2 protein-coding genes are annotated in these 581 nt (G+C 72.2%); one reads left to right on the forward strand and one right to left on the reverse strand.

Annotated features, from left to right (window positions below; translation table 11 throughout):
* A partial coding sequence (locus CCN37_RS37725; protein WP_143262039.1) for a hypothetical protein occupies positions 1-224 on the reverse strand: 224 nt, incomplete at its 3' end.
* An 81-nt stretch (positions 225-305) separates the two neighbouring features.
* On the opposite strand from CCN37_RS37725, the gene CCN37_RS37730 reads away from it, so the two are divergent.
* On the forward strand, positions 306-581 hold a 276-nt coding region (locus CCN37_RS37730; protein ID WP_143262040.1), incomplete at its 3' end, for a hypothetical protein.

Below are 581 nucleotides of genomic sequence, written 5' to 3' on the forward strand. Positions count from 1 at the left end.
CCGGGCGGACCGCCGCAGGAAATGGGCATCACCGTCGCCAACAACGGCGAGAAGCCCTCCGACCCCGTCACCGTGAAGCTGAACCTGCCGCCCGGGGTCACCGTCGGCAAACCCGCGCCGCGCTTCGCGCCCATGGGTTCCCGCTCGGTGATCGAGTGCGCCAGCGCCACGTGCACCAGCCCCGGCGGCATCGCGCCCGGTGAGACGGCGACGTTCCGGTTCAAGCTCTACGCCTCGCCCGACGCCAAGCCCGGCACGATCACCGGGACCATCNNATCGGCCGCTGGCCCGCGCGGCTGGACGTCGTGGCCACGAACCGGGGCTCGCAGCGCGGCAAGATGGCCGTCGACGTCACGATCCCCAAGGGCTTCGTCGGCATCGGCTGGCCCGCCACCTGCACCGGTCAGGGCACCACGCTGCACTGCGAGAAGACCGTGAACCCGGGCAGCCAGTACACGGTGCAGCTGTGGCTGCTCTCCCTCGGCGCCGACAAGGGCACCGTGCAGCTGCGCGCCAGCCTCGGCTCCGCGGCCAAGGCGCTGTCGGTCCCGGTCGACCTGCCCGAGCACAAGGTCGGCGTC

Source organism: Allokutzneria sp. NRRL B-24872, from assembly GCF_002155965.1.
GTDB lineage: Bacteria > Actinomycetota > Actinomycetes > Mycobacteriales > Pseudonocardiaceae > Allokutzneria.